We start from the raw sequence: 23,285 nt of genomic DNA on the forward strand, positions 1-23,285 counted from the left end.
CATAGTGAACTATGCTCCCGGGGATTCCCTCAGTTGCCGCCGCGATGCAACAGGAATTATTTAGGGCTTACTGTTGTGTCATCATCCTGTGATGACGTTCGGGTTGCTGCTGCCAGACAGGCATCCGCCTGCGGCACCAGACTGATTTCGACCCGGCGGTTTAACGCACGACCTTCCGGGGTATCGTTAGTCGCCATCGGGCGGCTTGCGCCAAAGCCCTGCACCGCAAAGCAGGTCGGCGAGACGTCGCTGGTTGAAAGCATCCAGTCGCGCAGCGCTTCAGCGCGCTTCAGCGACAGCTGCTGATTGGCCTGCGCATTGCCGGTGCTGTCGGTGTGGCCGGCGACCACTATCAGCCAGCCCGGCCGGGCCTTAATATCCACCAGCGCGTTAACCAGCATCTTTAGCGAGCCGGGTTTGAGCACGGACTTGCCGGAGGCAAACAGCGACAGGCTGTCGAGGCGCACGGTTTTTGGCGCTTCCTTCACCACCTCTGGCGGGGGCGGCGGGGGCGGAATATACGAACGAATCGCATCCAGCAGCGGCAGGCGCAGATGCCCCCCCTGATACAGGCCTAAACCCAGCCGCAGAGGTGCGCCGTTGCGGGCATGCTCATCCAGCTCGCGGGCATCGCGACGCAGTACATTGACCGCTGCCGCTTTCATGGCGTAATCATTCATGGCGATACGCGCGTAATGGGCAATATCAAAGGAGACCCGCTGAAGCAGCCGATGGTTATTCCAGGCGCTGCAGCACAGTGCGACAATTCCAACCGTCAACGCCAGCCATAGCGCACCACGCCAGGTGCGCTGGCGCGGGGTCAGGCCATGCCCTGCGGGCAGCAGTTGCAGAACAAACTCCGGCAGCATTGACGGCAGCGGAGACTCCGCAACCTCTGGCGCAAACCATCCTGCTACCTGTACCAGCGCCGTGTGCTGCTGCAGCCAGCGCGTCCAGAGAGAAGTGGCTAATGCCCCGTCAAGTGAAGCACTCAGCCCCCAGACCATGCCTGCGGGGGTGGCGGCAGGCATATCCGGGTGACTGTCGGTTAACACGCGAATCACTTCCTGCTGAAACCACTCCGTCAGGCTGTTGATCAGCACCTGCTGCTGTAATGCGATGCCGCCGCCCGCGGCCAGCCAGCACTCAGGAGGGGTGGGTTTTGCGCTATCGGACCATACGCTGACGGGTTCACCGGCCAGCCGCACCTGCCAGAGAGACTCGCTGACCAGCGCACTGCCCACCTGAGCATTCAGTACCAGCGGCAGTGAATAGCCGGTTTCACGCCGCAGCTGGCCAATCTGCCAGCGCAGTGCCAGCAGGCGGCTGGCCAGCGTGTCACTGTCCTGATGCTGCTGAGGACAGACGCTGATCATCACCGACAGCTGATGTCCCCACTCCCGGCGCAGCGACAGCAGCTGGCGCGCTACCACGTCCAGCGCCTGATGATCGGCCACCCGCACCCAGCAGCCGTGCGGCACGGTCAGTACCGCCGATCCTTCCGGCCAGGCATGCGCGCTGTCGCCGCAGACCAGCACCACCGGCTGACGGTAAGCGACATCCGGCAGGTCATCCGCACACAGCCCGGCTTGAGGCCCGGCGGGACGGCGGGTAACGGCCATCACCCCGGCCAGCAGCACCAGAGCGGCCAGCAGTATGAGCACGGTAGCTAAATGAGGCAGCGGCAGCAGCAGCACGGCGACCAGCAGGACAACCCACAGCGCCAGCGCGCGCTGTAACGCAGGGCTCACTGAACCACTCCCGGCAGCAGCGAAGCCACCAGGCTGCTCAACCAGTGATTCAGCCCCCACCAGACGGCGGCAAGTAACAGCACGGAGAAGCCGATTCGCAACGGCCAGCTGGATAGCCAGCCGCTGAAGCCCAATCCCGCGTTGTTTTCGGCCAGTACGGCCTGCGCCTGCGGCCCGCTGAAGGGTGAAACCTGCGCATTTAACGCGGCGACCAGCTTTTCCCGCTGCGGATCGTTGACTGAACGATAGCCGCCGAGGAAGCCCAGCAACATCACCCGCTGGAAGCAGGTCACAACGAGCGGTTCCGGCGCTGGCTCGCGCAGCACCTCACGCATGCGCTCGCAGAGCATGTCACCGGCATCAACGGTGCCGAGGAAATGCCCCTGCAGAGGCAGGTGAAGCCACTGGACGTAAGCGTCATCCTGCTCGCCGCGCCCCTTAACCACTTCATCGATCAGCGCGCACTGGGCATAGAGAACATCCTTACTCTGTTGGGCATCGTAGCCCGCGTCTTTAAGCGCCTGCTGAACCTTCTCCACTTCTGCGACGCAGCGCTGCCATAACTGCTGACCTTCTCCATCCTTGATCTTTGCGCCGTGGCGCAGGCTGATAACCTGCAGCCAGCTGTTTTGCAGCAGCGCGTCAATATCACACTCGTTTTTCTGGCTCATGTTCTCAGCACCGCAAACAGTTCAAGTTCAGGTTCACCGAGCATGCCCGGTACGTAAAACATGCAGCTGCCGGATTCCAGCATCTCGCGGGCCGCCGGATGCGACAGGTCGAGGGCAAAATACTGATTTTCCAGCCGCAGCGGGATCGCGGCGGGTACGTGGCGTAGCGACTTCAGCGGTATCCCCTGCTGCGACGAATTCACCAGGCCCGTGACGTAATCCGGGCTGCCGACTTTGCACTGGCGCGGGAATTGCTCCTGCAGCTGTACCACCGGCAGCGGGGAGCGGACCGAAAGGTAGAAATCGGCATCCTCGCGCAGGCGCGGCTCCTGCAGACGAGCCAGCCACTGATGCAGGCGCTTGTCGTGCTCAAGTGCTATCGACACCACGCGTGATGGCAGGCTGGCTTCCAGCAGATCGCTGAGCAGATCGAACAGCGCCGGGAATACATGGTTAAGTTCAGCATGCTGATACGCAGGGATCGCGCTGACCTGATGCTCCAGGGAGAAGGTCAGCAGGCTGCCAGCCAGACGGGCAAGCTCCGGATATAACCGCTCCGGCGCACTTTGCGGAAATCGCAGGAACTGGCCCAGTACCGGCTCCGCGCTGTTCAGCGCATTGAGCAGCCAGAACAACGACACATCCGCCACGGCAAAATCGGCCATGCGTTCGTTGCTCTCGCGCCGCATCGCCATCAGGCGGCTGAGGCGCGCGCGCAGCTGCGTCATCAGCTGTTCAAGCTGGGTCAGCAGCCACTGGCTGCTCTGCACGCTCAGCAATGGCGGCAGAAAAGTTTCATCCTGCGTCCAGCTACCCTGACTGTCCTGCCTGAGACGCGCCACCGGGCATACCAGGTAGTCGCCATTGTTCTGATGGGAAAAACGCAGCGTCAGCTCGGGTTTGATCACCGCAATCTGGCGCGTGTCGTCACCAAACTGGTTGCGGATGTCGCGCCAGCGCTGGCGATAGCGCACCGGGCGCTCGGCAATGTCGTCCGGCTGCAAGCAGTTGCCGCCGTTGGCCCTCAGCAGCGGCAGTGCCAGCACCACCACTACGTCTTGCCCTTCAGGCATCATCACCGGCGGCAGATCGTCACCGTTGTTGGTGTCGATCAGCGTGCCGTCCTGAAAGCGCACGTGCAGATGACGCGCCTGCAAACGCCCCAGCTTCAGGGCATCCGCTTCGAACTCGGCACGGATCACGCCCCAGGGATGATTCAGCCCCATTTGTGCAATGCATTCCGTTGACCAGGCCGCATACGCGGCCTGCTGCTGGAAGTGCTGTGGCGAGACCATCACGCCCCGCCCCCACAGCGGTTGTTCCGTTTTCATCCAGCCTCCGCCTTATGCTTTCGCTTTCGGCATCTGGGAAACCAGAGAGAGGTTGACGTCCATCCCTTCCACCTGGAAGTGCGGGATAGCGAACAGCCTGACGCGGAAGAAGCCCGGGTTGTCTTCGATATCTTCGACAATCACTTTGGCATCGCGCAGCGGGTGCGAAGCCTGCAGCTCGTCGCCCGGATCGGTCATTTCCGTGACCAGGCCGCGCACCCAGGTATTCAGCTCCAGCTCCAGCAGGCGGCGGTCCTTGGTGGTGCCGATATTTTCACGCTGGATAAGCTTCAGGTAGTGCGCAATGCGCGACAGCAGGAAGATGTAAGGCAGGCGCGAGTTGATGCGGCTATTCGCCGTTGCATCGGCGGTGTCGTACAGCGCCGGCTTCTGCGTCGAGTTGGCGGAGAAGAAGCACGAGTAATCGCGGTTTTTATAGTACGACAGCGGGATAAAGCCGAGGTTGGCGAACTCAAATTCGCGGGTCTCCGGGATCATCACCTCAAACGGGATCTTCACCTGGTTGCCGGTGCCGAGGTCGTAAAGGTGAATTGGCAGATCCTGCACTGCACCGCCGGCCTGCGGGCCGCGGATTTGCACGCACCAGCCGTTGTTGATAAAGCTTTTCACCATGTTGGCAGCGAAGGCAAACGAGGCGTTGGTCCACAGGTATTTGTCGTGGTCCGGGCCTTTCACCTCTTCAACGTAGTTGAAGCTGCGCACCGGCACGGTATCCGGGCCGTACGGCAGACGGCCGAGCACGCGCGGCATCACCAGGCCGATATAGCGCGAATCGTCGGTTTCGCGGAATGACTTCCACTTGATGTACTCGGCGCGGTCGAAGTAGTTGCCGATATCTTTGATTGCCGCCACCTCTTCCATGTTGTCCTTCAGGAAGAACTGCGGGCCGGCTGAGCCGATAAACGGCATATGCGCTGAGGCCGCCACTTTGGAGATGTTGCGCAGCAGCGCCACGTCCTGCGCCGAGGCGTCGAACTCATAAGAGGAGATCAGCGCGCCAATCGGCTCGCCGCCCGGAGTGTCGTATTCGGCGATGTAGGTGTGCGCGTACAGGCCGCTCTGAATGATTTCCGGCGAGTCTTCGAAGTCCTGGCGCAGATCCTCTTTCGACAGGTCCAGCACTTCGATTTTCACGTTCTGGCGGAAGTCGGTTTTGTCCACCAGCGACTTCAGGCCGCGCCACAGGGATTCCACCTGCTGGAAAGCATCGTGGTGCATCACCGCGTCGAGCTGACGGCTGATCTGCTCGTCCAGCTGCGCGATATGGTGGTCCAGCAGGGTTTTATCCAGCTTCTCCACTTTCGAACCGGACTGGTTCAGACACTCGACCAGCACCTTCATCGCCGCGGTCACGCGCTCGTCGACGCTGGCGTCGGACATCGCCTGGCTGTCCTGCCAGATATCCAGCTCGCTGAGGTGCGACACCGGGCTGAGGTTGATTTTTTCAAACAGTGAAGCGTAAACGCCGCCCGCAGCCGGGCGATCCAGCACGGTGCTTGCACCGGCAGAGGAAATTTCATTTTGCACAGACATCAGCATTCTCTCTATATCGTTCCGTGAAGGGGGATCAGGCTTTTTCAGGCGCCAGAGCGGACAGTTCGCTACGCAGCTCATCACTGAGTGCCGGGTTTTTCAGGATGGTTTCCAGCTCTTTGCGGAAGGTGACGTTATCCAGCAGGTTGGCTTTGAGGTCGCGCAGCAGGTTGCGCATTGCCAGCATGGCTTTAAGCTGAGGGATCTGACGGGCGACCTGCTCCGGCGTGAAGTCCTTCATGTTGCTGAAGGTCAGTTTGACGTTCTCTTCGCTGCCGTCACCGGCCAGGGTGTTTTCAACCGAGATGTTTAACGATGGGGAGAACTCCGCCAGCACGCTATCGAAGTTGTTTTTGTTAACGTTGACTTTCTCACGCTCGGACAGCACGCGCTGCTCCTGACCGTTGCTGAAGTCGCCGGTGACCAGCAGCTTCAGCGGCAGCTCCATTTTCTTACTGGCATTACCCGTGTGCAGGTCAAGCTTGATATTTACACGCGCTTTAGGGATTTCGTTCTGATAAGAGTTGCTCATATTAGTTCCTTTAAACATGCCGTGGAAAGCGCAGGTAAGCACACTTTCCATGTGTGAACAAAAGCGACTATATAGCACTCATCTGAGAAAGGGCAATATGCTAACCCTGTTTTTGTGATCTGATTTATATAGGAATTTTCTTGTTATTTTAGTTAAGTCACTGATTGAAATCGTGAATGACAATTCAGAGCATTCCTAATGAAAACTCAGAAAAACATGAAAAAAGCTTATACCCCCCTTTTTACCCCACCTCAAAATGATTCGCTTTTATTAACTGTTCCAATAAAAAACTGTTAGATATCTCACTAACCCCTCGGCCGTATTTCTACCGCTGGAAATGGATGAAAAATCTGTAGGAAACCTGCCGCGTGACGTCAGCAGATCCAGGATTACACTTAGGCCGTCTGATGCTAAAATGGATGTCGGGCTAACCGCCCGGTATTCCTTGCTTTAGACCTGTCTTTTATCCTCATTATGCGACCGGCTTCACCTGCTATCCGGCCATGATCCAGAATAGAGAGTTCGCTATGCAGCACATCATTGAAGGTTTTTTAAACTTCCAGAAAGAGGTTTTCCCGCAGCAGAAAGAGTTATTTCGCACTCTTGCCTCCAGCCAGAATCCCAAAGCGTTGTTTATTTCCTGCTCCGATAGCCGTCTCGGTACCGGAACTGGTCACTCAGCAGGACCCAGGACAGCTCTTCGTGATCCGTAATGCCGGAAATATCGTTCCGTCATTTGGCCCAGAGCCAGGCGGGGTTTCCGCGACTATCGAGTACGCGGTCGTTGCACTGGGCGTAACGGATATTGTGATCTGTGGCCACTCTAACTGCGGCGCCATGAAGGCTATCGCTTCCTGCCAGTGTCTGGACCCGATGCCTGCGGTCGCGCACTGGTTGCGATACGCTGATGCAGCAAAAGCGGTGGTTGAGAAAAAGAGTTACAGCAGCGAAGAAGAAAAATTGAATGCCATGGTGCAGGAGAACGTGATTGCGCAGCTGAACAATATGAAAACGCACCCTTCCGTGGCGGTGGGCCTGCGTAATAATGCACTGCGCCTGCATGGCTGGGTGTATGACATTGAGAGCGGTGTGATCCGCGCGCTGGATAAAGACAGCAAGAAGTTTGTGTTGTTGTCGGAAAACCCGGGCGTCTGTTTCGAGTAAACGCGAACAGGGCCGATCGGCCCTGTAGACGTAGTGGCGGACCGCTTTTTGGTCCGCCCTTTTTTTACGATTGCGCGGGCCGATCGAAAAAGATGATCGGCCCCTACAGTAAGGCTAGCGAGTCAGCTTATAATACTCCGCCGTTGACAGCGGCAGTGGTGCTTTGCCGCGAATGGCATCGGAGATTTTCTCGGCAATCATCACCGTCGGCGCATTCAGGTTGCCGGTGGTAATCTGCGGCATAATTGACGCATCCACCACGCGCAGCTGGTTCATACCGTGTACGCGCCCTTCTGCATCCACCACCGCCATCTCGTCGTTACCCATCGCGCAACTTCCGCAAGGGTGGTAGGCCGTTTCCGCATGTTCGCGGATAAATGCATCAATTTCTTCGTCGCTCTGCACGTTAATACCCGGCTGTAGCTCTTCACCGCAGTATTCTGCCAGCGCTGGCTGGCGCATGATTTCCCGCGTCAGGCGAACCGCATTGCGGAACTCCACCCAGTCGCGCTCTTCGGACATATAGTTGAAGAAGATCGACGGTGCGGCATAGGGGTGCTTAGAGGTCAGCTTGATGCGACCACGGCTCATGGAGCGCATTGGGCCGACGTGCGCCTGGAAACCGTGCTGCTTCACCGGGCTGCTGCCGTTGTAATTGATCGCCACCGGCAGGAAGTGATACTGCAGATCCGGCCAGTCAGGCTGGTCATCGCTGCGGATAAATCCACCCGCTTCAAACTGGTTGCTGGCGCCGGTGCCGGTGCCGTTAAACAGCCACTCTGCGCCGATAGCCGGCTGGTTCCACCACTGCAGCGCCGGATAGAGGCTGACCGGCTTTTTGCAGCTGTACTGCATATAGACTTCCAGGTGGTCCTGCAGGTTGCGACCTACGCCCGGCAGGGCATGCACCACATCAATATCCAGCTCGCGCAGCCACTCTTCCGGGCCAACGCCGGAGCGCTGCAGGATCTGCGGTGAGTTAATCGCCCCGGCGCACAGCAGCACTTCACGCGCCGCTTCGGCCTGTTCCTGTTTACCGTTACGCAACCAGGTGACGCCAGTGGCGGTTTTACCACTAAACAGAATGCGGTCGGTCTGTGCATGGGTAATGATGGTCAGGTTCGGGCGCTGTTTCGCGACATCGAGGTAGCCGCGCGCGGTGCTGGAGCGGCGGCCCTGCGGCGTGACGGTACGATCCATCGGGCCAAAGCCGTCCTGACGGTAGCCGTTAAGGTCATCGGTCTCAGCGTGCCCTGCCTGCTGCGCGGCATCAATAAAGGCGCGGAACAGCGGGTTATTGCCCTTTTTCGGCGTGGTGACGCTGAGGTAGCCTTCACCACCGTGCCAGTCATTTTCACCAATGTCGCGCTTCTCAGCGCGGCGGAAATAGGGCAGACAGTTGAGATAGGACCAGTTTTCCAGCCCGGGCTTGCTCGCCCAGTTGTCATAGTCCATCGCATTGCCGCGAATGTAGCACATGCCGTTGATCAGGGATGAGCCGCCCAGGCCTTTGCCGCGGCCACACTCCATGCGGCGGTTGCCCATATGCGGCTCGGGATCGGTCTCGAACGCCCAGTTATAGCGTTTACCCTGCAGCGGGTAAGCCAAAGCGGCTGGCATTTGGGTACGGAAGTCCCAGCGGTGGTCTTTGCCGCCTGCTTCCAGTAACAGTACCGATACGTCAGCATCCTCAGTCAGTCGCGTTGCCAGCACGTTGCCCGCTGAACCTGCACCAATAATGATATAGTCAAATTTCTGCATTAAACCTCCGGTAAGAGTGCCGCGACGCGTACGCCGCGGCGAAAAATCAGAATGCGGATGGATAGTCGCCCATCTCAATCAGAATCGATTTAGTACGCGTGTAGTGGTGCAGCGTTTCCAGGCCGTTCTCACGCCCGACGCCCGACTGCTTGTAACCCCCCACCGGCATCGGCGCAGGTGATTCACCCCAGCTGTTTACCCAGCAGATGCCGGCTTCCAGCTGGTGGATCACGCGGTGTGCCCGATTCAGTGAGGTGGTAAACACCCCTGCGGCCAGACCGTACTCGGTATTGTTGGCGCGGGCGATAACTTCGTCTTCGCTGTCGAAGGCAAGAATGCTCATTACCGGCCCGAAGATCTCTTCACGCACAATACGCATCTCATCGCTACAGTCGGTAAACACCGTTGGCTGCACGTAGCACCCTTTCGCCAGTGGGCCTTCGCTGATACGCGAGCCGCCCGCCAGCAGGCGTGCGCCCTCTTGCTTACCAATCTCAAGGTAGGAGACCACTTTCTGGCAGTGTTCTTCGCTGACCAGTGGACCGAAGTTCACCGCCGGATCGGTTGGATCGCCGCAGTGAATTCCGGCCATTTTCTCTTTGAGGCGCTGCTCGAACGCTGGCAGCAGTGAGCGCTGCACGAAAACGCGGGTGCCGTTAGTGCACACCTGGCCGCTGCTGTAGAAGTTGGCCATCATCGCACCGTCAACGGCACGTTCCAGATCGGCATCGTCAAACACCACCAGCGGTGACTTGCCGCCCAGCTCCATAGTGACGGATTTCAGGTTGGCTAAGGCCGCATCGGCCATCACGCGCTTGCCGGTATTGACTTCCCCGGTGAAAGAGACTTTGGCGATCTGCGGATGCTGGCTCAGACCCTGACCGACGGTTCCCGCACCCTGCACCACGTTGAACACGCCATCCGGCAGACCGGCTTCGGTGAAGATTTTTGCCAGTTCCAGTGCGCTCAGCGGGGTCACTTCGCTGGGTTTGAATACCATTGCGTTACCGGTGGCGAGCGCCGGGGCGCTTTTCCACATGGCAATTTGAATCGGGTAGTTCCACGCGCCGATACCGGCGCAGACGCCGAGGGGTTCGCGGCGGGTGTAAACCAGTGCAGTGTCACGCAGCGGGATTGACTGGCCTTCAACGGCCACCGCCAGCCCGGCGTAATACTCCAGCACGTCTGCCCCGGTAACGATGTCGACCGCGGCCGTTTCGCTGATTGGCTTGCCGGTATCGGCGGTTTCCAGCTCGGCCAGCGACTGATTGCGCTCGCGCAGGATTTCAACCGCTTTCAGCAGCACGCGGCTGCGTTCCACCGGAGTGTAGCTGCGCCAGATTTTTTGCCCTGCGTGCGCAGAGGCAACGGCAGCATCGATATCCTGCTGGCTGGCGCCTGAAATTTCTGCCAGCACTTCACCGTTGGCAGGATTGATGGTGGTGAATGTTTCGCCCGTTCCGGACACTTCGCGTCCGTTGATGTATAAACCACGGCGTTGCAACTCGGCCATGTCTCCTCCTTTTAAGGGGTGGGTGCGCTGGTTAACCACAGCGCTAAATTTTGATAGCAGAGTGAACGAGCCTGCTCCAGGCCCTGTTCCATCGGCTGAGAAGTCAGCGTCATCCGTAACCATGTACCGTCAATAAGTGCGGCCATGCTGGCTCCGGCGGCACGCGCCTGCTCTTTCGGCAGCACGCGACTGAAATGTGCCGTCAGGTTGGAATAAAGACGGCGGTCGTTAATGCGCTGCAGACGATGCAGATTGGGCTGATGTAAACTGTTAGTCCAGAACACCAGCCAGGTTTTCAGCACCGGCGAGGTGATATCTGCTACGTCAAAATTGCCGTTGATGATAGCCGTAATTTGCGCCTGAGGGTCCGCCTGTGCATCAGCCCGGTGGCGCTCAAGCGCCTTGTACAGGTCTGACATTATCTGGCGCATACAGGCATATAACAGACCGTTTTTGTCACCAAAGTAGTGGCTGACAATGCCGGTTGATACCCCAGCCTCTTTCGCTATTAGCGCCAGGCTGGCATCTGCCAGCCCAACCCGGTCTATCACTGTCAGAGTGGCATTGATTAACTGCGCCTGACGGATCGCCTTCATTCCTATTTTTGGCATCGGCTTCATCGGTTTTGGCTATTGAATGAGAGTAATTGTAGACGTTTTATATTGAACGTTCAATCAATAAAAACCTTTAATGTGGTTGAGGCGTTTTTTTAGATCAAAAATTATCGCTATTTTTGTGACCTACATCACTCAAAGTGGGTTTAGCATGAATTCCGCCTGCTTCATCTTGCTAGCACTATGAATAACCACTGTTTTTAGATCTTCAGTTAGCATAAATACCCATCGATAAACCTTTGTGCAGCAGATGTCGCCATACACGAAGGCGCTAGCGAAATTATCTGCATAATGAACAAATTTCACGCCACTCACCCTCACTTAGGTTGGTTACTTGTTGTAAAACAGCATATTTAACTATTGAATAACAAAAACCACTCAGTTATCGCTATAAAAATGCGCGATGACGGTGATGAAAAAAAACTTGCCTCTGTGGGTTCGATCGGCGAAATTATCCGGCGTTTTTCAACTTCTATAACTATAAGACGAGCGTACGTCCCGCGTTGCGTCGACTTAATTCCTGCCACAAAACAGGTCAAGAATTCAGAGGTACAAGTGTCAACTGCAAACAAACAACCCGAGGCACCAAGCCTCAACGCTTTCAAACAACCTAAAGCGTTTTATCTGATCTTCTCTATCGAATTATGGGAACGTTTCGGCTATTACGGACTACAGGGGATTATGGCGGTCTACCTGGTGAAACAGCTGGGCATGTCCGAAGCACAGTCGATCACCCTGTTCGCTTCCTTCAGTGCGCTGGTCTATGGCCTGGTGGCCGTGGGCGGCTGGCTGGGTGATAAAGTGCTGGGGACCAAGCGCGTTATCGTACTGGGTACGCTGGTACTGGCGCTGGGCTATGCGCTGGTCGCGTGGTCGGGCCATGACGAGGCGATGGTGTACATCGGGATGGCGACTATCGCCGTCGGTAACGGCCTGTTTAAAGCTAACCCCTCTTCACTGCTCTCGACCTGCTACGAAAAAGATGACCCGCGTCTCGATGGCGCTTTCACCATGTACTATATGGCGATCAACATCGGTTCCTTCTTCTCTATGCTGGCTACGCCGTGGCTGGCCGATAAATATGGCTGGAGCACCGCCTTCGCGCTGTCATTTGTCGGGATGCTGATCACCCTGGTGAACTTTATGTTCTTCCGTAAGTGGGTGAAAAACTACGGCTCCAAAGCAGACTTTGCCCCGCTGAACGTCGGTAAACTGCTGGCGACGCTGGTCGGTATTGCCGTCATGATCGCCGTGGCTACCTGGCTGCTGCACAACCAGGAGATTGCCCGCCTGGTGCTGGCGGTGATTGCGGTTGGTATCGTACTGGTGTTCGCTAAAGAGGCCTTTGCTCTGCAGGGTGCCGCGCGCCGTAAGATGATTGTTGCTTTCCTACTTATGGTGCAGGCGATTGTCTTCTTCGTGCTGTATATGCAGATGCCAACCTCGCTGAACTTCTTTGCGATTCGCAACGTTGAGCACAGCATTCTGGGTATTACTTTCCAGCCGGAGCAGTTCCAGGCGCTGAACCCGTTCTGGATTATGATTTTCAGCCCGCTGCTGGCCGCAATCTATAACAAAATGGGTGACCGCCTGCCGATGCCGCACAAGTTTGCGCTGGGTATGGTGCTTTGCTCTGCCGCCTTCCTGGTGCTGCCGCTGGGCGCGTCATTCGCTAACCAGTTGGGCATCGTGTCGGTTAACTGGCTGATCCTCAGCTATGCCCTGCAGAGCGTGGGCGAGCTGATGATTTCGGGTCTCGGCCTGGCAATGGTGGCACAGCTGGTGCCGCAGCGCCTGATGGGCTTCATCATGGGCTCATGGTTCCTGACCACCGCGGGCGCAGCGATGGTGGCCGGTAAAGTGGCAAACCTGATGGCGGTGCCGGAAAACATTACCGACCCGCTGCTGTCGCTGCACGTCTATGGCGATGTGTTCCTGAAAATTGGTATCACCACCGGCGTGATTGCCGTACTGATGATTCTGGTTGCTCCGCTGCTGAATCGTATGACGCAGGATGAACAGCCGGTTCCTCAGAAAGTGAAAGCCTGACGGCTGACGCGGTAATGATCGGGGCGGCAGCAATGTCGCCCTTTTTTATTGCTCGTCGCCCGCTGCAAGCGAAGAATCCGCATATTCCACGCTCAACCCTGCCGCGGGCAGCAGCTGACGCAGGCGCAGGATGCGCTGCGGTGCCAGCGTCCAGAAGCGTTCTACCCGCCCCTCCCCCGGCCGCTGCCACAACACTTCCGCCCGCCCCTGTATATGCAGCGCCGCTCCCTGCTGAAAGTCCATAACCAGTAGCGCCACGCGCGGCTCCAGCAGTATGTTACCCAGCGTATTCATATAGCGATTGCCGCTGTAGTCCGGGATCAGCAGCTTACCTCCGCTGAGGGTTATGAATCCCGGCACTCCTCCACGATGGGAAATATCCGCGCCGCCCACCCCACCTGCGCGCCTGACGTGGCTGGCGACAAAAAAGGTGTCGGCAGCGGCGATCAGATAGCGTGCATCGGCATCCAGCGCGGCAAGAGGCTCCACCCCTGGCTGACGCCTGCTGTCAGGGGGTGGCAGCACCCGTCGCTGAATATACTGCGGACAGTTACCAAAGCTCTCCTGCACGCGAATGCGCATGCTGTGCTGGTCAATACGCTCAACCACCCCGTTGACGCGATTTCGCCGCCGGTTAGACAGGTCGATGCCCAGCCCGCCAAACGGCATGCCGGGCTGGATAGCGGGCAGATACGGCCAGTTATGCAGCGCGCTGCGCGAAATATCCAAATGCTGTTCATCCGGGGTGGCAATAAACCCCGGAGCCCCCTGAATCAGCGCGGCAACCGGATAACCGTCAGCACCCGCAAAGGTGAGGTAAAAGGTCTGCAGCCCCTGATAAAACAGGCGATGTTGCTCCGGCATCGTCGGGTAGATCGCCGCTTTCACCCGCTGATACCCGGCCTTTTCCTGCGCCTGCTGCTCCCCCCGATGGAACATATTCACTCCTCCGCCGGCAGCGGCAGTGCCGGGAGTGCGATAAAGCCCGGCAGCGCTTCAATACGCTGAAGCCAGCGCTGGATTGCGGGATAGTGACGCAGCGAAATGCCCCCTTCTGGCGCACGGGCGATATAGGCATAGCAGGCGAGATCGGCAATGGTTGCACGCTCAGCGACCAGCCATTGCCTGCTGCTCAGGTGCGCTTCCAGCTGGGGTAAGAATTTTGCCGCCACCGCCCGCGCTGAGTCGTAGTTTTCCGCCACGCCAAACTGCTTAATCAGGCGAGCCGACGCCACGCCGTAGCGGATCTCGCCAGCCGCTTTTGCCAGCCACTGATGCACCGCCACCTCCTGCGACAACTCCTGCGGCAGCCAGCCGCTTGCGGGGGCATAGCGTTTTACCAGCCAGATCATAATGGCATTACTGTCGGTAATCACCGTCTCACCCTCCACCAGCACCGGGATCTGGCCCAGCGGGTTAAGCGCGATGAACTGCGCGCTTTGCCTGTAGCCAGCATCGGCTTCTACCCAGTCCGCAGAGAGGTTCAGCATACTCAGCAGCAGTTTGACGCGATGAACGTGCCCGGATAGTTCGCTGCCATATAAAGTTAAGCCTGTCATTGTCATCTCCTCAGTTTGAATTGATTAAGCTTACTCTTGCTGAAATCGGCGTAAACGGGCAAAAATAACAATTCATAATTACGAAAAGTGGAACAGTGATGGATAAACTGGACGAGCTGGCGGTGTTTGTTGCCGTGGTGCAGCAGGGCAGCCTGGCCGCCGCCGCACGCAAATTACAGCGCTCTGCTCCGGCGATTACGCGCACGCTGGCGGCGCTGGAGAGCCGTTTTGCCCTCAGCCTGATTGAACGCTCCACCCGGCGTCTGTCGCCGACTCCAGCCGGGATAGCCCTGTATGAGCGTGCAACCGTGCTGCTGGAGGATTATCAGCAGGTCTTAGAAAGCACCACCCGCAATCAGCTGAGCGGTAAGCTGCGTTTAACCGCGCCCGTGATGTTTGGCCGTAAGCATATTGCGCCGCTGCTGCTGGATTTTATGGCGATCTATCCCGATATCCAGATTGAGCTGATGCTGAGTGACAGTTACCAGGACTTGATTGAGCAGGGGCTGGATATGGCCGTCAGAATTGGACAGCTGCGCGACTCCTCGCTGGTGGCGACTGAGGTCGGCCACGTGCAGCGCGTGCTGGTCGCCAGCCCGCACTATATTGCGACCCACGGTGCGCCTGAAATACCCGGACAGCTGGCAGATCACCCGCTTATTGCAGGGACGATCCCTGCTCAGCAAAGAGAGTGGCGTTTTCGCGCCGAGGCCCAGCAGGAACGCGTGCGCATCACCCCCAGGGTGACGGTCAACGACGTGGAAACCCAGCTTGTCGCTTGCCGCGCAGGTAAAGGCATTGCGCGTCTGTTCTCCTACCAGGTTTATGACGACCTGCAAACGGGTGTACTGAGCGAGGTGCTGGCGCAATATCGCCCGCCGGCGGTTCCGGTCCAGCTGGTGGCGCAAAATGTGAAATATATGCCGGCGCGGGTGCGCGCATTCTGGGATCTGGCCCGCACCAGGCTACCGGAGATTGAGAGCTTGCACTGGGTTAAATAATCAGCAATTAATTTACCTGGCCACTCAAGGTTGTGCTGGCTTTTTGACCAGCCAGGGTTAAGCTGAAGGGATCTGCGCCACTGACGATAAGGAGCAAGTAATGAAACTGTACTGCAAATCCGGAGCCTGTTCGCTGTCACCTCACATTGTACTGCGTGAAACCGGGCTGGATTTTACGCTGGTGAATATCGATCTGAAGGCTAAAACCACCGAGCAGGGGGAAGATTACCTGCTGATCAACCCGAAGGGTCAGGTCCCGGCGCTGGAGCTGAATGACGGGTCGGTACTGACCGAGGGCGTGGCGATTGTGCAGTATCTGGCGGACCTGAAATCCGACCGCCAGCTGCTGGCACCGGCAGGCAGCCTGACCCGTTACCACACCCTGGAGTGGCTCAACTTTATCGCGACCGAGCTGCATAAAGGCTTCAGCCCGCTGTTTCGCCCCACCACGCCCGAAGAGGTAAAAAACCTGGCGCGGGAACAGCTGATGCAGAAATTCCAGTACGTGAATAATGAGCTGAAGGAGAAGCAGTGGCTGTTGGGGCTGCGTTTCACCGTCGCCGATGCCTATCTGTTTACCGTGACGCGCTGGGCTCATGCCATCAAGCTGGATCTGAGCGGGTTATCTGCACTTAACGAGTGGTTTGAACGGGTTGCGGCGCGGCCTGCGGTGGCGGCGGCCCTGAAAGCGGAAGGCTTGAATTAACAAAACGGGCAGGCGCATTTCTGCCCTGCCCGTTTCTCTTACAGTTTTACCGCGGCAAAGTGCTGCTGCGGCTCGGCAATCGCCTGCTGCGCCGCGACCAGCTGCAGTTCATACTCGCCCATCTGATGCGTTTTCAGCATCACCTCATACACCGCTGCCGTCACGTGCTCCAGCGCCTGCTGGAGAGACAGGCCGTGCAGCAGATCGACCAGCAGCAGCCCGCTGGTGAGGTCGCCCACGCCAACCGGCTGGCGCACGCCGAAATCGATCAGCGGGCGGGCAATGTGCCAGGCTTCATCGACCGTCACCAGCAGCATTTCAAAGCGATCGCTGCGATAGCCGGCTCGCGCCAGATGCTTGATTAGCACGACTTTTGGCCCACGGGCAATGAGTTCGCGTGCAGCTGCTACCGCTTCTGCCACGTCCGCCACCTGACGGCCGCTGAGCATTTCCAGCTCCAGCAGGTTTGGCGCAATGATGTCGCTGGCTGGCAGTGAGGCATGAGTATGAAACTCCGCCACGCCCGGCGCCACAATACAGCCTTTCTCCGGATGCCCCATCACCGGGTCACAGAAATACCAGGCGTCCGGATTGGCGGCTTTCACCATGCGCACGATCTCAAGGATAGCTTCGCCCTGCTCGGCGGAACCAAGATAGCCGCTAAGCACGGCATTGCAGGTTTTCAGGCGGTCAATATCACCAATCCCGCGCGCGATGTCCGTCAGGTGGCTGGCCGGCATCACGGAACCGGTCCAGTGGCCGTACTGAGTATGGTTGGAGAACTGTACGGTATTCAGCGGCCAAACGTTTGCGCCAAGGCGACGCATGGGGAATTCTGCTGCGCTGTTACCCGCATGACCAAAGACCGTATGAGACTGGATGGAGAGAATGTTTTTCATCGCGCTAACCTGACCTTTCTTGCCATTAAAAAAGCCGGCGTTAACCGGCTTAGGGACGGAGCAAAACCCCGACCGATTTTATTATTTCCAGCTGATTAAGCTGTAGTTCTTTTTACCGCGGCGCAGCAGCGTGTACTTATCGAACAGGCGGTCATCAGCGCTAAACGCATACTCGGCGTTAGTCTGCAGCGTGCCGTTAATGCTGACGGATTTGGCATCAATCAGTTTGCGCGCCTGCCCGCGGGAGGGGGCCAGTTCAGAATCAACCAGCGCCTGCTGCAGATCCTGACCGGACTCCAGCTCCACGCCCGGCATACCGTCCTGCGCCAGCTGCGCCAGATCCTGCTCTGTCAGCTCGCTCAGTGCGCCGGAGAACAGGCTTTGGGTGATGCGTTTAGCCGCCACCAGGCCCTCTTCGCCGTGCACCAGTCTGGTGACCTGCTCGGCCAGGACATACTGGGCGCGGGGTGCTTTGCCGCTGTTTTTGTCTTCTTCTTCCAGCGCATTGATCTCGTCAATGCTCATAAAGGTGAAGAACTTCAGGAAGCGATAAACGTCAGCGTCAGCGGTGTTGATCCAGAACTGATAGAACTTATACGGGCTGGTTTTCTTCGCGTCCAGCCACACTGCGCCACCTTCGGTCTTGCCAAATTTGGTGCCGTCTGACTTGGTGATCAGCGGAACGGTCAGGCCAAAGACCTGATTCTGATGCAGGCGGCGCGTCAGGTCGATGCCGGAAGTAATGTTGCCCCACTGGTCGGAACCCCCAATCTGCAGCGCCACGCCGTGACGCTCGTTCAGGCAGGCAAAGTCATAGCCCTGCAGCAGGTTGTAAGAGAATTCGGTGAAGGAGATCCCCTGGTCATCGCGGTTCAGGCGCTGCTTAACGGCTTCCTTGTTGATCATCTGATTCACAGAGAAATGCTTGCCGATATCACGCAGGAAGGTCAGCACGTTCATGCCGCCAAACCAGTCATAGTTATTGGCCGCAATGGCGCTGTTGTCACCGCAGTTAAAATCGAGGAACGGTGCTACCTGGTGGCGGATTTTTTCCACCCACTCATTCACGGTATCGCTGGTGTTCAACTTGCGCTCGGCCGCTTTAAAACTCGGGTCACCGATCAGACCGGTGGCCCCACCGACCAGTGCCACAGGCTTGTGTCCGGCATCCTGAAAACGCTTCAGGCAGAGCAACGGCACCAGATGTCCCAAATGCAAGCTGTCGGCAGTCGGATCGAAACCGCAATAGAGAGCGATTGGCCCCTGTGCCAGTCGTTCTGCTAACGCTTCCTCGTCCGTTACCTGGGCAACAAGGCCCCGCTCTTGCAATTGTTTGATCAGGTTACTGCTGGCCATCTAAGACTCCATGTAAAAAAAGTCTGCACCTGGGCTGGTACACAGCTTTCCGCTGAAACGCGGAGAAAAAATAAGGGGTATAGAATAAAGCGCGGGATCGGGCTGGTCCAGCGCTTAGCGGCATTATTTCGTGTTTACGGTGCCAGGCGGTCAATTTTCCACGCATCGCCTTCGCGCTGGTAGAAAAATCTGTCATGCAGGCGGTGAGCCCCCCCCTGCCAGAACTCCATTGAGTCGATTTTGATGCGGTAGCCACCCCAGAAACTCGGCAAGGGGATCTCGCCCTGCTGAAACTTCTGCTTCAGCTCCAGGAACTTGCCTTCCAGCACGCCACGCGCCGAAATGCGGCTCGACTGCTTTGACACCCAGGCACCGAGCTGGCTGTCGCGCGGGCGGCTGTGGAAATACTTCACCACTTCCAGCGTCGACAGGCGTTCCACCCTGCCCAGCACCATCACCTGGCGCTCCAGCATATGCCATGGGAACAGCAGGCTGATGCGCGGATTGGTTTCCAGCTGCTTCGCTTTGCGGCTCCCCAGATTGGTATAAAACACCATACCCTGAGCATCGAAATGCTTAAGCAGCACGATACGTTGATAGGGCTGGCCCTGCTCGTCTACGGTCGCGACGCTCATGGCCGTCGGATCCGGCAGCTGGGCCTCAACCGCCTGGTTAAGCCAGTGTTCAAACAGGCTCAACGGGTCTTCAGGAAGATCCTTGCGGCGCAGGCCACCGCGCGTATATTCACGGCGCAGATGGGCTATTTGTTGCAGGTGATCGCTGTCGGTCATCATTGCGGCTTCTGAGTAGTGAGGGATACGGCATTGTGCGCCGCACCCTGCAATATTTCAATCAGTTAACGGGCTGGAACCTGTTGACAGTCGTTAATAATTATTCGGTCGTTGCGCTCAACAAAGGCACTGTCGCCCTTTGACCAGAAGGTATAATGACCGTCACTGTAGCGGGTGCCGGAAGCCGCAACCTGCTGCTTCAGAACCAGCTGTTCACCGTCCAGAATCAGGCTCACTTCCTCTTTGCTGTTATCCAGCTTCACCGTCAGCGGCAGGGTGCCACAGGTATAATGCAGTGTTTGCACCTGCTCTTGATCCTCAGGCTGGAAATAGCTGCAGCCGGACAGGGCAACCAGTAAGCCTGCGAGATACCACTTTTTCATCATTCACTCCTTGTTAGTTCTCCACTCTGCACTCAGGGTAGAGTGCCGTTTCAGACGATGCAATCAGCGAATTGGACGATTTGCCGGGAATATTGCCCCGATAACAGAGGCTTCGCGCGCGCCGGTAACGGAGGGCAGATTGCCCGGCAGGCCGCTCAGCGTGCGCCAGGCTAGCCAGGCAAATGCCAGCGCCTCCATATCGTCTCCGCCGATCCCTGCCTCGTCCGTGCTGCTGACTTCGGTTCCCGCCAGCTGCGCCGCAATGCGCGCTATCAGCAGTGGATTACGCCCGCCGCCGCCACACACCAGCAGACGGTCGCAACCGCCGCTCAGCAATACCTGCTCGCAAATCGTGGTGGCGGTCAGTTCCACCAGCGTCGCCTGCACATCCTGCGCTGCCAGCCCCGGGAAGGTGGAGAGTTGCTGTTCCAGCCAGCTGAGGTTGAAGTATTCTCGTCCGGTGCTTTTCGGTGCGGCCAGGGCGAAGTACGGGTCGCTCAGCATCTGCTGCAACAGCGGCCAGACTACGCTGCCCGATGCCCCCCATGCGCCATCCTTATCGTATGGCAGCCCCTGCTGACGCCAGACCCAGGCGTCCATCAGCATATTGCCGGGACCGGTGTCAAAACCGCGCAGCGTTTTGCCCGGCAGTAACAGGGAAAGATTGGCGATGCCACCGATATTCAGCACCATTCGCCGCTCGGTGGGATGGCTGAGCACTGCGTGATGAAACGCCGGGACCAGCGGCGCACCCTGCCCGCCAAGGGCCATATCGCGGCGGCGGAAATCGCCCACTACCGTAATCCCCGTCGCGGCAGCAATCTGATTGTTGTCGCCGATCTGCAGAGTGTTTGGCGCATCCCCCAGCGGCTCATGCCACACCGTCTGCCCGTGGCAACCTATGGCGACAATCTCCTCGCTGGCGATCCCCTGCTGTTTCAGCAACGCCTGCACGGCCTCGGCGAACAGCCGTCCCAGGCGGGTATCCAACTGGCCTAATTGTGAAAGCGTCAGCGACTGTCCCTGACATATCGCAAGGATCTGCAAGCGCAGTTCCTGAGGGATAGGATGACTGTAGCTTGCCTGCTGTGCCACCATCTGACCATCAATGGCGGCCAGTACCACATCAATACCATCAAGACTGGTACCGGACATCACGCCAATGTAGCGCCCTGATTTCATGCTTTACCCCTACCCGGGTGTGAGTTTCATGCTCCCAGCCTGGCAAAATTAACGCCGCAATTCTATGATTTAGGCATCTTTAATTGGCGATGAAATTTATCTGGCATTTTATGTTGTGATTGAAGCGACGTTTAATCGCGTTGCATTATGTTTCTGCGGTGCTTTTACAAACTATTAGTGAGTAACGTGCCGGTTGTGCCATATAATAATGCTATTGACCGCTGCTATGGTTGGCAGCACCTGTAACAGATAGGAGTTCTATTATGATGAAGCGTTTAGTCGTGGTGGCGCTTGCCGGGATGACGCTAGCTGGCTGTGTGAATGACAACACCCTTTCCGGTGATGTTTACAGTGCCTCTGAAGCGAAACAGGTGCAGAGAGTGACCTATGGTACGCTGGTTTCTGTGCGTCCGGTACAGATCCAGGGTGGCGATGATAGCAATATTATCGGGGCGATTGGTGGTGCAGTGCTGGGTGGTTTCCTGGGTAACACCGTCGGTGGCGGTACCGGGCGCAGCCTTGCCACGGCAGCCGGTGCCGTGGCGGGTGGTGTAGCAGGCCAGGGCGTGCAGGGCTCTCTGAACAAGAGCCAGGGTGTAGAGCTGGAAATCCGTCAGGATGATGGCAACACCATCATGGTGGTACAGAAACAGGCAGCCAGCCGTTATGCCGTTGGCCAGCGTGTTTCAATGGCGTCAAACGGCAGCCAGGTCACCGTTTCCCCACGCTAATCCGCAATCCGCTCGTATGATAAAAAAAAACCGGCCTGAAAGCCGGTTTTTTTATTCGTCTTTTCCCTGAAGTTCAAGGATATTTTTTTCCAACCTGGCGATCAGCGTCACCATCTTGTCGATCTCCGCCTGCGAAATACCCGCGAGGATATCATCGCGAGTGGCGTCAATAACGTGCTCAACCTGAGTGATAATCGGCTCGGCCTGTTGTGTCAGCTTGATGCGTTTCGCCCGGCGGTCACTGGCGCAGGTGCTGCGCGTAATCAAACCTTTCTCTTCAAGCTGGTCCAGCGTGCGTACCAGAGAAGGCTGTTCGATACCAATGGCTTTTGCTAACTGAATCTGCGACTGCTCAGGCGGAAGCTGATGGATATTATGCAACGTAACCCAGTGGGTTTGCGTCAGCTCCAACGGCTTGAGTCGCTGATCGATCAGAGCACGCCAGATGCGTACTAATCTTGCAAGGTCGGTTCCCAAGGGGGTATCCAATTTCAACTCCTTATAATTAGCTTGCTAGCTATCACGCCTCATTCTAGACTATTCTGCGAGTTTACAGGACAAAATACAAATCCATCCTTAGAGATGTCGTATTAAGTTGTCGGTCGCCTGCAACGCACCGGGAAGAAGGATTCAGCGTTTGATAACATCACTTTTGCCCTCAGCAAGTCCCTTCACCGACCTGGTGTTGGGTGCTTCGCTCTATTTTCCACCGCTGTTTAAAGCCGTTTTACTCGGTTTTTTCATCTGGCTGCTGCTTCACCCCCTGCTGCGAGACTGGATGTATTCAGGTGAAATCTGGCACCCCACGCTGCTGGATCTCTCGCTGTTCATTCTCTGCGTAGCAGCTTCGCTGTGGCTATTAATCACCGGGTAAGACTATGAAACTGAGTTCACTGAAATACTTTTCAACCCTGATTTTTTTCACTGCTGCGATCGCGGCGGGCTGGTGGATGTGGAACTACTACATGCAGTCGCCGTGGACGCGCGATGGCAAGGTGCGTGCTGAACTGGTGAGCATCACGCCGCAGGTTTCCGGACGAATTGAGAAGCTGGACGTTGAGGACAACCAGTTTGTTCACAAAGGGGAGCGGCTGTTCACGCTGGATGATGAACCTTTCCGGATTGCCGTGCTCAATGCAGAGGCAAAGCTGGCGCAGGCGCAGTCTGACCTCGTCAAAGCAGAGCATGAAGCCCGCCGCCGCCAGAACCTGCCGCGTAATGTGATTTCCGCAGAAGATCTCGATGCGGCCAACCTGCAGGCAAAATCGATGGATTCAGCCGCGAAAGCTGCGCAGGCGGAGCTGGATCAGGCTAAGTGGAATCTGTCACAAACGGTGGTTTATGCGCCCACCGATGGCTGGATTAATAATCTGGCTACGCGTATCGGCGATTACGCCACCACCGGAACGCCCCTGTTTGTGCTGGTCGATAGCCACTCTTTCTATGTTGTCGGCTATTTTGAAGAGACCAAGCTGCGCCACATCAAACCCGGTGCGCAGGCCAATATCCGTCTCTACAGCGACGACCGTCAACTCGCAGGAACCGTGCAAAGTATTGGCCGGGCTATCTACGATCAAAGCGTAGAAACTGACAGCGGGCTGACGCCGGATATCAAACCGAATGTTCCCTGGGTCAGGCTGGCACAGCGTGTTCCCGTGCGAATAAAGCTTGCGAACGTCCCTCCGGACGCATCGCTGGTTGCCGGAACAACCTGTACCATTTCGATCCAGCACTGAG

General features: G+C 57.4%; 22 protein-coding genes and 1 pseudogene. 7 read left to right on the top strand and 16 right to left on the bottom strand.

Features of this window, described 5'->3' with window-relative positions; all coding sequences use genetic code 11:
- Nucleotides 1-56: 56 nt before the first annotated feature.
- The 5 genes from ACLI4M_RS21580 to tssB are packed head-to-tail and all read right to left on the bottom strand — an operon-like array spanning nucleotide 57 to nucleotide 5,839.
- On the bottom strand, nucleotides 57-1,751 hold the full coding sequence (locus ACLI4M_RS21580) for an OmpA family protein (RefSeq protein WP_133623536.1): 1,695 nt from the start codon (nucleotides 1,749-1,751) through the stop codon (nucleotides 57-59).
- Nucleotides 1,748-2,422, bottom strand: coding sequence for a type VI secretion system protein TssL, short form (tssL, locus tag ACLI4M_RS21585; protein ID WP_048916127.1), 675 nt, complete (start codon nucleotides 2,420-2,422; stop codon nucleotides 1,748-1,750). Before tssL ends, ACLI4M_RS21580 begins: the two co-directional genes overlap by 4 nt.
- Nucleotides 2,419-3,753 (bottom strand): type VI secretion system baseplate subunit TssK, encoded by a 1,335-nt coding sequence (tssK, locus tag ACLI4M_RS21590; protein WP_133623535.1) that lies wholly within the window; start codon nucleotides 3,751-3,753, stop codon nucleotides 2,419-2,421. The genes tssL and tssK overlap by 4 nt, the downstream gene beginning before the upstream one ends.
- Nucleotides 3,754-3,765: 12 nt before the next feature.
- Nucleotides 3,766-5,313: a type VI secretion system contractile sheath large subunit gene (gene tssC, locus ACLI4M_RS21595; RefSeq protein ID WP_413449750.1), complete on the bottom strand. Its 1,548-nt coding sequence runs from the start codon at nucleotides 5,311-5,313 to the stop codon at nucleotides 3,766-3,768.
- A gap of 28 nt (nucleotides 5,314-5,341) precedes the next feature.
- Nucleotides 5,342-5,839, bottom strand: coding sequence for a type VI secretion system contractile sheath small subunit (gene tssB / locus ACLI4M_RS21600; protein ID WP_133623533.1), 498 nt, complete (start codon nucleotides 5,837-5,839; stop codon nucleotides 5,342-5,344).
- A 527-nt stretch (nucleotides 5,840-6,366) separates the two neighbouring features.
- Between tssB and ACLI4M_RS21605 the strand changes: the two are divergent.
- Nucleotides 6,367-7,003: pseudogene (locus ACLI4M_RS21605) on the top strand (carbonic anhydrase).
- 114 nt (nucleotides 7,004-7,117) lie between these two features.
- Here the strand turns inward: ACLI4M_RS21605 and betA are convergent.
- Genes betA through betI form a run of 3 tightly spaced genes read right to left on the bottom strand, consistent with a single transcriptional unit; the run spans nucleotide 7,118 to nucleotide 10,888 of the window.
- Entirely contained in the window at nucleotides 7,118-8,764 is a 1,647-nt protein-coding gene (gene betA, locus ACLI4M_RS21610) for a choline dehydrogenase (RefSeq protein WP_048916132.1), read from the bottom strand.
- Nucleotides 8,765-8,810: 46 nt separating this feature from the next.
- The gene (betB, locus tag ACLI4M_RS21615) at nucleotides 8,811-10,277 is read right to left on the bottom strand and encodes a betaine-aldehyde dehydrogenase (protein ID WP_253539251.1); all 1,467 of its coding nucleotides are present in this window, start codon (nucleotides 10,275-10,277) and stop codon (nucleotides 8,811-8,813) included.
- A gap of 11 nt (nucleotides 10,278-10,288) precedes the next feature.
- Complete coding sequence (gene betI, locus ACLI4M_RS21620; protein WP_048916133.1) at nucleotides 10,289-10,888, bottom strand: transcriptional regulator BetI; 600 nt, start codon at nucleotides 10,886-10,888, stop codon at nucleotides 10,289-10,291.
- A gap of 558 nt (nucleotides 10,889-11,446) precedes the next feature.
- On the opposite strand from betI, the gene dtpA reads away from it, so the two are divergent.
- On the top strand, nucleotides 11,447-12,940 hold the full coding sequence (gene dtpA / locus ACLI4M_RS21625; RefSeq protein ID WP_133623532.1) for a dipeptide/tripeptide permease DtpA: 1,494 nt from the start codon (nucleotides 11,447-11,449) through the stop codon (nucleotides 12,938-12,940).
- A 45-nt stretch (nucleotides 12,941-12,985) separates the two neighbouring features.
- Here dtpA and ACLI4M_RS21630 read toward each other — a convergent pair whose 3' ends face one another.
- Complete coding sequence (locus ACLI4M_RS21630; protein WP_133623531.1) at nucleotides 12,986-13,879, bottom strand: pyridoxamine 5'-phosphate oxidase family protein; 894 nt, start codon at nucleotides 13,877-13,879, stop codon at nucleotides 12,986-12,988.
- A 2-nt stretch (nucleotides 13,880-13,881) separates the two neighbouring features.
- Nucleotides 13,882-14,499, bottom strand: a complete 618-nt coding sequence (locus ACLI4M_RS21635) for a glutathione S-transferase (protein WP_133623530.1) — start codon at nucleotides 14,497-14,499, stop codon at nucleotides 13,882-13,884.
- Nucleotides 14,500-14,597: 98 nt separating this feature from the next.
- Here ACLI4M_RS21635 and ACLI4M_RS21640 point away from each other — a divergent pair, with 98 nt between their 5' ends.
- Together ACLI4M_RS21640 and gstA are read left to right on the top strand one after the other, a co-directional pair.
- Nucleotides 14,598-15,500 carry a LysR family transcriptional regulator gene (locus ACLI4M_RS21640; RefSeq protein WP_133623529.1) on the top strand — a complete coding sequence of 301 codons (903 nt, stop codon included), beginning with the start codon at nucleotides 14,598-14,600 and terminating at the stop codon, nucleotides 15,498-15,500.
- 100 nt (nucleotides 15,501-15,600) lie between these two features.
- Entirely contained in the window at nucleotides 15,601-16,206 is a 606-nt protein-coding gene (gstA, locus tag ACLI4M_RS21645) for a glutathione transferase GstA (protein WP_133623528.1), read from the top strand.
- Nucleotides 16,207-16,244: 38 nt separating this feature from the next.
- Here gstA and pdxY read toward each other — a convergent pair whose 3' ends face one another.
- The 5 genes from pdxY to anmK form a co-directional block, all read right to left on the bottom strand.
- Complete coding sequence (pdxY, locus tag ACLI4M_RS21650) at nucleotides 16,245-17,105, bottom strand: pyridoxal kinase PdxY (protein WP_133623527.1); 861 nt, start codon at nucleotides 17,103-17,105, stop codon at nucleotides 16,245-16,247.
- Between the two features lie 81 nt (nucleotides 17,106-17,186).
- Nucleotides 17,187-18,461, bottom strand: a complete 1,275-nt coding sequence (gene tyrS / locus ACLI4M_RS21655) for a tyrosine--tRNA ligase (RefSeq protein ID WP_048916140.1) — start codon at nucleotides 18,459-18,461, stop codon at nucleotides 17,187-17,189.
- A 134-nt stretch (nucleotides 18,462-18,595) separates the two neighbouring features.
- On the bottom strand, nucleotides 18,596-19,252 hold the full coding sequence (pdxH, locus tag ACLI4M_RS21660; protein WP_133625061.1) for a pyridoxamine 5'-phosphate oxidase: 657 nt from the start codon (nucleotides 19,250-19,252) through the stop codon (nucleotides 18,596-18,598).
- 65 nt (nucleotides 19,253-19,317) lie between these two features.
- Nucleotides 19,318-19,638 (bottom strand): MliC family protein, encoded by a 321-nt coding sequence (locus tag ACLI4M_RS21665; RefSeq protein WP_048916141.1) that lies wholly within the window; start codon nucleotides 19,636-19,638, stop codon nucleotides 19,318-19,320.
- 60 nt (nucleotides 19,639-19,698) lie between these two features.
- Nucleotides 19,699-20,817 (bottom strand): anhydro-N-acetylmuramic acid kinase, encoded by a 1,119-nt coding sequence (gene anmK, locus ACLI4M_RS21670; RefSeq protein WP_133623526.1) that lies wholly within the window; start codon nucleotides 20,815-20,817, stop codon nucleotides 19,699-19,701.
- Nucleotides 20,818-21,080: 263 nt separating this feature from the next.
- Between anmK and slyB the strand changes: the two genes are divergently transcribed.
- Entirely contained in the window at nucleotides 21,081-21,548 is a 468-nt protein-coding gene (gene slyB, locus ACLI4M_RS21675; RefSeq protein ID WP_048916143.1) for an outer membrane lipoprotein SlyB, read from the top strand.
- A 51-nt stretch (nucleotides 21,549-21,599) separates the two neighbouring features.
- Here the strand turns inward: slyB and slyA are convergent, their stop codons facing one another.
- A complete protein-coding gene (gene slyA / locus ACLI4M_RS21680) occupies nucleotides 21,600-22,043 on the bottom strand; it encodes a transcriptional regulator SlyA (protein ID WP_166643177.1) in 444 nt (147 codons plus the stop codon).
- A 142-nt stretch (nucleotides 22,044-22,185) separates the two neighbouring features.
- Here slyA and ACLI4M_RS21685 point away from each other — a divergent pair, with 142 nt between their 5' ends.
- Both ACLI4M_RS21685 and ACLI4M_RS21690 read left to right on the top strand, forming a co-directional pair.
- Nucleotides 22,186-22,422 (top strand): DUF1656 domain-containing protein, encoded by a 237-nt coding sequence (locus tag ACLI4M_RS21685; protein ID WP_048916145.1) that lies wholly within the window; start codon nucleotides 22,186-22,188, stop codon nucleotides 22,420-22,422.
- Between the two features lie 4 nt (nucleotides 22,423-22,426).
- Nucleotides 22,427-23,284, top strand: a complete 858-nt coding sequence (locus ACLI4M_RS21690; protein WP_133623525.1) for an efflux RND transporter periplasmic adaptor subunit — start codon at nucleotides 22,427-22,429, stop codon at nucleotides 23,282-23,284.
- Nucleotide 23,285: the final 1 nt, after the last annotated feature.

It is taken from the genome of Erwinia sp. LJJL01 (assembly GCF_047300805.2).
GTDB classification, from domain to species: Bacteria; Pseudomonadota; Gammaproteobacteria; order Enterobacterales; family Enterobacteriaceae; genus Erwinia; species Erwinia aphidicola.

What these genes read in the sequence shown, in the direction of transcription:
- pdxY (WP_133623527.1), bottom strand. Translation starts at nt 17,105, where the DNA reads ATGAAAAACATTCTCTCCATCCAGTCTCATACGGTCTTTGGTCATGCG.
- tyrS (WP_048916140.1), bottom strand. Translation starts at nt 18,461, where the DNA reads ATGGCCAGCAGTAACCTGATCAAACAATTGCAAGAGCGGGGCCTTGTT.
- tssB (WP_133623533.1), bottom strand. Translation starts at nt 5,839, where the DNA reads ATGAGCAACTCTTATCAGAACGAAATCCCTAAAGCGCGTGTAAATATC.
- betA (WP_048916132.1), bottom strand. Translation starts at nt 8,764, where the DNA reads ATGCAGAAATTTGACTATATCATTATTGGTGCAGGTTCAGCGGGCAAC.
- ACLI4M_RS21630 (WP_133623531.1), bottom strand. Translation starts at nt 13,879, where the DNA reads ATGTTCCATCGGGGGGAGCAGCAGGCGCAGGAAAAGGCCGGGTATCAG.
- tssL (WP_048916127.1), bottom strand. Translation starts at nt 2,422, where the DNA reads ATGAGCCAGAAAAACGAGTGTGATATTGACGCGCTGCTGCAAAACAGC.
- anmK (WP_133623526.1), bottom strand. Translation starts at nt 20,817, where the DNA reads ATGAAATCAGGGCGCTACATTGGCGTGATGTCCGGTACCAGTCTTGAT.
- tssC (WP_413449750.1), bottom strand. Translation starts at nt 5,313, where the DNA reads ATGCTGATGTCTGTGCAAAATGAAATTTCCTCTGCCGGTGCAAGCACC.
- ACLI4M_RS21665 (WP_048916141.1), bottom strand. Translation starts at nt 19,638, where the DNA reads ATGATGAAAAAGTGGTATCTCGCAGGCTTACTGGTTGCCCTGTCCGGC.
- ACLI4M_RS21635 (WP_133623530.1), bottom strand. Translation starts at nt 14,499, where the DNA reads ATGACAGGCTTAACTTTATATGGCAGCGAACTATCCGGGCACGTTCAT.
- ACLI4M_RS21640 (WP_133623529.1), top strand. Translation starts at nt 14,598, where the DNA reads ATGGATAAACTGGACGAGCTGGCGGTGTTTGTTGCCGTGGTGCAGCAG.
- betI (WP_048916133.1), bottom strand. Translation starts at nt 10,888, where the DNA reads ATGCCAAAAATAGGAATGAAGGCGATCCGTCAGGCGCAGTTAATCAAT.
- ACLI4M_RS21690 (WP_133623525.1), top strand. Translation starts at nt 22,427, where the DNA reads ATGAAACTGAGTTCACTGAAATACTTTTCAACCCTGATTTTTTTCACT.
- slyB (WP_048916143.1), top strand. Translation starts at nt 21,081, where the DNA reads ATGATGAAGCGTTTAGTCGTGGTGGCGCTTGCCGGGATGACGCTAGCT.
- pdxH (WP_133625061.1), bottom strand. Translation starts at nt 19,252, where the DNA reads ATGACCGACAGCGATCACCTGCAACAAATAGCCCATCTGCGCCGTGAA.
- gstA (WP_133623528.1), top strand. Translation starts at nt 15,601, where the DNA reads ATGAAACTGTACTGCAAATCCGGAGCCTGTTCGCTGTCACCTCACATT.
- betB (WP_253539251.1), bottom strand. Translation starts at nt 10,277, where the DNA reads ATGGCCGAGTTGCAACGCCGTGGTTTATACATCAACGGACGCGAAGTG.
- tssK (WP_133623535.1), bottom strand. Translation starts at nt 3,753, where the DNA reads ATGAAAACGGAACAACCGCTGTGGGGGCGGGGCGTGATGGTCTCGCCA.